At 66.7% G+C, this 6,450-nt stretch carries 5 protein-coding genes; 3 read left to right on the top strand and 2 right to left on the bottom strand.

What is annotated here, in order from left to right:
- The 3 genes from Q0982_RS00210 to Q0982_RS00200 form a co-directional block, all read left to right on the top strand.
- Positions 1-1,780 (top strand): AAA family ATPase (locus Q0982_RS00210; RefSeq protein ID WP_299390703.1); only part of this gene is annotated, 1,780 nt, incomplete at its 5' end.
- Between the two features lie 154 nt (positions 1,781-1,934).
- On the top strand, positions 1,935-2,582 hold the full coding sequence (locus Q0982_RS00205) for a flavin reductase family protein (RefSeq protein ID WP_299390702.1): 648 nt from the start codon (positions 1,935-1,937) through the stop codon (positions 2,580-2,582).
- Positions 2,583-2,732: 150 nt separating this feature from the next.
- The gene (locus Q0982_RS00200; RefSeq protein ID WP_299390701.1) at positions 2,733-3,614 is read left to right on the top strand and encodes a dienelactone hydrolase family protein; all 882 of its coding nucleotides are present in this window, start codon (positions 2,733-2,735) and stop codon (positions 3,612-3,614) included.
- Between the two features lie 51 nt (positions 3,615-3,665).
- Here the strand turns inward: Q0982_RS00200 and Q0982_RS00195 are convergent, their stop codons facing one another.
- Positions 3,666-4,298: a LysE/ArgO family amino acid transporter gene (locus Q0982_RS00195; RefSeq protein ID WP_299390700.1), complete on the bottom strand. Its 633-nt coding sequence runs from the start codon at positions 4,296-4,298 to the stop codon at positions 3,666-3,668.
- 217 nt (positions 4,299-4,515) lie between these two features.
- Positions 4,516-6,027 carry a M23 family metallopeptidase gene (locus Q0982_RS00190; protein WP_299390699.1) on the bottom strand — a complete coding sequence of 504 codons (1,512 nt, stop codon included), beginning with the start codon at positions 6,025-6,027 and terminating at the stop codon, positions 4,516-4,518.
- Positions 6,028-6,450 lie beyond the last annotated feature (423 nt).

The raw sequence follows: 6,450 nt of genomic DNA, 5'->3' as shown, positions 1-6,450 counted from the left end.
CGGCGGCGAGATCATCGTCTTTATTGACGAACTGCACACCCTGATCGGTGCCGGCAAGGCCGAGGGCGCCATGGACGCCTCCAACATGCTGAAGCCGGCGCTGGCGCGCGGCGACCTGCACTGCGTCGGCGCCACCACCTTGGACGAATACCGCAAGCACATCGAAAAGGATGCCGCCCTGGCGCGGCGCTTCCAGCCGGTCTTCGTGCCGGAGCCGAGCGTCGAGGAAACCATTTCCATCCTGCGCGGCCTGAAGGAGAAGTACGAGCTGCACCACGGCGTGCGCATCACCGATGCGGCCATCGTCGCGGCGGCGACGCTGTCGAACCGCTACATCGCGGACCGCTTTCTGCCGGACAAGGCCATCGACCTGGTGGACGAGTCCGCCAGCCGCCTGCGCATGGTGGTGGACTCCAAGCCTGAGGAGATTGACGAGCTGGACCGCCGCCTGGTGCAGATGAAGATCGAGGAGAACGCGCTCCAGAAGGAGAGCGACAAGGCCTCCAAGGAGCGTCTGGAAAAGCTCACCGCGGAGATTGCCGAACTGGAGAAACAGTCGGCGGAGCTGACCGCCCAGTGGCAGGGCGAGAAGGACAAGCTGGCCGGTGCCCAGAAGCTGAAGGAACAGCTCGATCAGTCCCGCGGCGAACTGGAAATCGCCCAGCGCGACGGCGACCTCAATCGTGCCAGCGAACTCAAGTACGGCGTGATCCCCGGCCTCGAAAAACAGCTCGAGGAGGCCGAGGCGGCGCAGGAACACCGCATGCTGAACGAAGAGGTGGCGGAGAACGACATCGCCTCCGTGGTGTCGCGCTGGACCGGCATTCCCGTCGACAAGATGCTGGAGGGCGAGCGCGAGAAGCTGCTCTCCATGGAAGATGCCCTGCGCCGCAGCGTGATCGGTCAGGAAGAGGCGATTGTCGCCATCTCCAACTCGGTGCGCCGCGCGCGCGCCGGTCTGCAGGACCCCAACCGGCCCATCGGTTCGTTCCTGTTTCTCGGGCCCACGGGCGTCGGCAAGACCGAGTTGACCAAGGCGCTGGCCCGCTTTCTCTTCGACGACGAGACGGCCATGGTGCGGCTCGATATGTCGGAGTACATGGAAAAGCACGCCGTCGCCCGAATCATCGGTGCGCCGCCGGGCTACGTCGGCTACGAGGAGGGCGGTGCTTTGACCGAGGCGGTCCGCCGCCGTCCCTATCAGGTCGTGCTCTTCGACGAGGTGGAGAAGGCGCACCCCGACGTCTTCAACATTCTGCTTCAGGTGTTGGACGACGGGCGGCTGACCGACGGCCAGGGGCGCACCATCGACTTCCGCAACACCATGATCATCCTCACCTCCAATCTCGGCGCCGACATCCTGGCCGCCCAGCCGGAGGGCCAGGACAGCGATGCGGTGCGCGGCGAGGTCATGGAGGTGGTGCGCGCCGCCTTCCGGCCGGAGTTCCTCAACCGCCTGGACGAGGTGCTGCTGTTCCATCGCCTGACGCGCCCGCAGATGACCGGCATCGTCGACATTCAACTCGCCCGCCTGCATGCCATGCTGGGCGAGCGCAAGATCACCCTGGAATTGGACGAGCCGGCCAAGACCTGGCTGGCCGACCGCGGCTACGACCCGGTCTATGGCGCCCGGCCGCTGAAGCGGGTGATCCAGCGGGAGCTGCAGAACCCGCTGGCCAGCATGATCCTGGAGGGCAAGATCGGCGACGGCGACACGGTGAATGTCACCGCCGGGGCCGAGGGACTGGCGATCAACGGCGAGATGGTGGCGGCGGCTTAGTTCGTTTCTCGACTTTCGTCGAGGCGGTTCCAGCCCGCTCCCCCTCCCGGCCACCCATAGGATAATCGCATTGGGTGGCCGGGAGGGGGAGCGGGCCGGTGCCGAAAACCAACGAAAAGCGCCGCGGTGCAGCCTCGGCCTTGAGGGTAACCAGATGTTCTACGACACCCGCAGCGGCGACCATGGGTTGCCGCACAACCCCTTCAAGGCCTGCATCGTGCCGCGGCCCATCGGCTGGGTGACCACGGTGAACGAGGCCGGGGCGGTGAACCTGGCACCTTACAGCTTCTTCAACGGTGTCGCCGGCGAGCCGCCGGTGGTGATGTTCGCCCCCGGCGGACGCAAGGCCGACGGCCCGCCCGACGGCTCCAAGGACTCCCTTGCCAATGCCGAGCGCACCGGCGAGTTCGTCTGCAACGTCGTCACCTGGGATCTGCGCGACGCGATGAACAAGACCTCGGCGCCGGCCCCCGCCGGCGTGGACGAGGCGGCGGCAGCGGGCCTGGAAATGGTCCCGTCAAAGCTTGTGAAGCCGCCGCGGGTGAAGGCCTCGCCCATTCATCTGGAGTGCCGCTACCTGCAGACCGTCGACCTGCCCTCCGATGTAGCGGACGCGCGCAACGCCGTCGTCTTCGGCCAGGTTATCGGCATCCACATCGACGAGGCGGTTCTGACCGACGGCCGGGTGGACATGGCCAAGCTGAAGCCCATCGCGCGGCTCGGCTACATGGACTACACGCGGGTCGATGAGGTCTTTGCCATGCCCCGTCCCGCCTGGCCGCTGGAAGACGCGGCCGAGTAGAGGCCGTCCCCAACGGCAGCCGTCCTTGGTGACGATCCTGTGAAACCGGAACGACGCGGCTGGCGCAGGTGTTGCCGCCCTTGCTAGGCTTCTGCCTTCAATCGGTCGGGCATCGAAGGCCGGGCCGCGAGCGAACAAGGAGGCAGGGCGATGACAGACCAGAAGATCGATGACCGCGTCTACGCACTCTACGACGACTACTGCCACGGCAAGATCGACCGGCGCGAGTTTCTGAACCGCGCCAGAGCGATCACCGTGGGCGGCGTCTCGGCCCTGGCCATGGCCCAGGCCATGCTGCCCGACTATGCGGCGGCGGAGACGGTTTCCTTCAACGACGAGCGCATCACGCCGCGCTATGTGACCTACCCTTCCCCGGGCGGGACCTCGGGCGAGATGCGCGGCTATCTTGTGCAGCCGAGCGGTGACGGGCCTTTTCCGGCGGTGCTGGTGATCCACGAGAACCGCGGCCTCAATCCCTACATCGCCGATGTCGCGCGGCGCGCCGCGGTCGAGGGGTTCCTGGCGCTGGCGCCGGACGGTCTGTCACCCATTGGCGGCTATCCCGGCAACGATGACGAGGGCCGCGCCATGCAGCGCACGCTGGAGCAGCCGAAGCTGCGCCAGGACATGCTGAACGGCGCGCGCTTCCTGAAGGATCACGAGCTTTCGACCGGCAAGCTGGGGGCCACCGGCTTCTGCTGGGGCGGGGCCACCACCAACTTCCTGGCCGTGACCATGGGCACCGACCTCAGTGCCGGCGTGCCGTTCTATGGCCGCGCGCCGGACAGCGCCCAGGTCGGCCGCATTCAGGCGGCCATGCTGATCCACTTCGCCGAAGACGACGAGCGGGTGAACGCCACTTGGCCGGACTACGAAACGGCCCTGAAGGCCAACGAGGTGGATCACGAAGCCCACTTCTATCCCGGTACCCGTCACGGCTTCCACAACGACTCCACGCCGCGCTACGATGAGGCGGCGGCAGCGCTGGCCTGGAGCCGCACCATGGACCATTTCAGGGAGCATCTGGCCTGACGGCGCAGCGTCCGGGGCCGTTCCTGGCCCCGGACACCGCTGCCAGACTCCTCAGCTTCTCAGCTGGCCGATGATCAGGCCGGCGGCGATCGCCGCCATGACGCAGCCGACGAAGACGTCCAGCAGACGCCAGGACAGCGGGCGGGCGAAAAAGGGCGCCAGGCGCTTGGCCCCGAAGCCCAGGCCGTAGAACCAGAGGCCCGAGGCCGTCACCGCGCCGACGGCAAAGGCCAGGCGCTCCAGACCCGCATACTGGGCGGCGATGCCGCCCAGCAGGATCACCGTGTCGAGATAGACGTGCGGGTTCAGCAGGCTGAGTGCCAGGGTGGTCATCACCGCCGTGCGCAACCCGGTGCTTGCCGGTGCGGCCCCGTCCTCGGCGGTGAGGCGCCCGGGCTTGAGGGCGGCGTGAAAGGACTTGAGGCTGTAAGCGATCAGGAAGGCCGCGCCGCCCCAGGCGGCGATGTCGGGCAGGCTGGGAACGGCGCGCAGCAGCCCGGCAAAGCCGCCGGCGCCAAGGGTGATCAGCCCGCCGTCGATGACGAAACAGAGCGACGCGACCACGAAGACGTGTTCGCGCCGCAACCCCTGGCGCAGGACATAGGCGTTCTGGGCGCCGATGGCGATGATAAGGCTGGCGCCGAGGCCGAGGCCTTCGAGCGCTGCCAGTGTGTAGGAAACCATGGATCGGGAAACTCCGCAGACGCCCGTCCGGCAGAAGGGCGCCGGGTAAGGCGCGACCGGACAGGGCGTGACAACCGATGGGCTTCAGGCGGGCGCGGTCCGGCCCCGGGTGTGCCTGGGTCGGCCGCCGCCGGCCTCAGCCTCGGCGTCGCGTGCGTTTCTCCAGATAGCCGGCGATCAGCAGGCAGCAGTCCATGATTCGAAGGTCCTCAGAAACTCAGCACTCGCGGTCGGTGGCAGAGCCTTGTTCGACGACCCCTGCTTCCTCGCAGGCCTTCTGTACCATGAGGATACCGCCCATGGCGATGGAGACCTGACGGTCGACTTCGGCACGGTGAGCCGCGAAGGCGGCCAGTTCATCTTTTTTCAGCTTATCGCCCCGCGGCAGGGTCACCTTCAGGGGGTTGACCTGCTTTCCGTTGAGGATGACCTCGTAGTGCAGATGCGGGCCGGTGGAACGCCCCGTCGAGCCGACGTAGCCGATCACCTGGCCCTGCTTCACCCGCGCGCCGGACTTGATGCCCTTGGCATAGCCGTGGAGGTGGGCGTAGGCGGTCTTGTAGCTGGAGCCGTGGCGGATGCGGATATACTTGCCGTAGCCGCCGCGGCGTGCCGCCACCTCGACCACGCCGTTGCCGGCCGCATAGATCGGCGTGCCGCGCGGCGCGGCGAAGTCCGTGCCCTTGTGCATCTTCGAGTAGCCGAGGATCGGATGCTTGCGCATGCCGAAGCCCGAGGACAGACGCGCGCCGTCGATGGGCGTGCGCATCAGCGAGCGGCGGACCGAGGTGCCTTCCGGCGTGAAGTAATCCGCATCGCCGCTGTCGCGTTCGTAGTGATAGATCTCCGTGCGGCTGCCCGACAGCGTCATGGCGGCATAGAGCAGTTCGCCGGTGCGCACCGGCAGGCCGTCTTCGTCGACGAAGATCTCGTAGAGGAACTCGAAGTCGTCGCCTTTCTGGATCTCGCGCTGGAAGTCGACGTCGAAGCTGAAGGCGCGGATCGCTTCCACCAACACGAGGTTGGGGACGTTCACCTCCCGCGCGGCCACCGAGAGGTTCGACAGGATCGTGCCCTGGGCATAGGCCAGCTGGCGGGCCACGGGCCGGTCGACGGCGTTGGCCGCAAAGTCTTCGTCAGGATGCGTTCGGCTGACTTCGATGTCGCGTTCGCGCGAGGGGCGGAAGTTGATCGCCAGCAGCGGCCCCAGGTCGTCAGAGGCGGTGTCGCTGGCCGCACCCGTTGCTGCAAAGGCGAGGTCGATTTCCTGTCCCGGCATCAGCCGGCGGGCGGAGTAGACCGGCTCCATGGCGGTCACGGCCTGGTGGGCGTGGGTCGGGTCGACCCCGGCGCCGATCAGCAGTTTCATCAGGGTATCGCCGCGGGCGACGGTGATCTGCCGGGTGACCGGCGGCGGCGGAGCCTCGGCTTCCTCCAGCGCTTCGATCTCGCCCTGGGCCGGCAGCCGCAGCAGCGTGGCGCGCGGCAGGGCCGCGACCTGCTCTGGCTGCGGCGCGGCGGCGGGACCGCTTGCCGGCACGACCGAGAAGGCCCCTGCGGCGGCCCCTGCGGCCGGGTCCAGGCCGCGCCCCAGCGTCCCCGGGGCCTCAGCGGAGGCGTCATCGAAGGACCGGGTTATGTGGGCGCTGGACCAGCTGGCGGCGACGGCGCCGCCGACCAGGGGAATTGCGAGGATTGCAGGATAGCTGACCTTTTTGGCGAATCGCATAAGCGATTCCATCCCGATTTTACGGTTCGTCACGACGTACAGGTGCTCCGCAACTTGACGGTTGTGTGTGATGCCCCCCGTGGCAGGCCACGTCGGCGGTAAATGTCATACCACCAAATCGTTAACCAATTTTTGAAAATTGCTGATCATACAAGGGCTTGTCAACCTTAAAGGCGGTTAACGCTGTAGCCTTTAAGGGCGAGCGCCGATAAACTTCGGCCAAGCGTAAAAATCTTTTCATAAAGGGTTTGACAGGCCGCCGGGCGCGGCCCTATAACCCGGCCTCCACGGCAGCCAAGGCTCTCCGCCGAACGCTGCCGTGCTGCTGTTTGACATTGTTGTTTGATGGAAGGGATACGCGGGCGGCGGGTCTGTGTTTTTGGGTCTGCTGTTTGGGTTTTGGTGTTTAGGCACTGGGGCCTT

It is taken from the genome of Pelagibius sp., from assembly GCF_028281305.1.
GTDB lineage: Bacteria > Pseudomonadota > Alphaproteobacteria > Kiloniellales > Kiloniellaceae > Pelagibius.
This window is presented reverse-complemented; position numbering and strand designations above follow the sequence as displayed.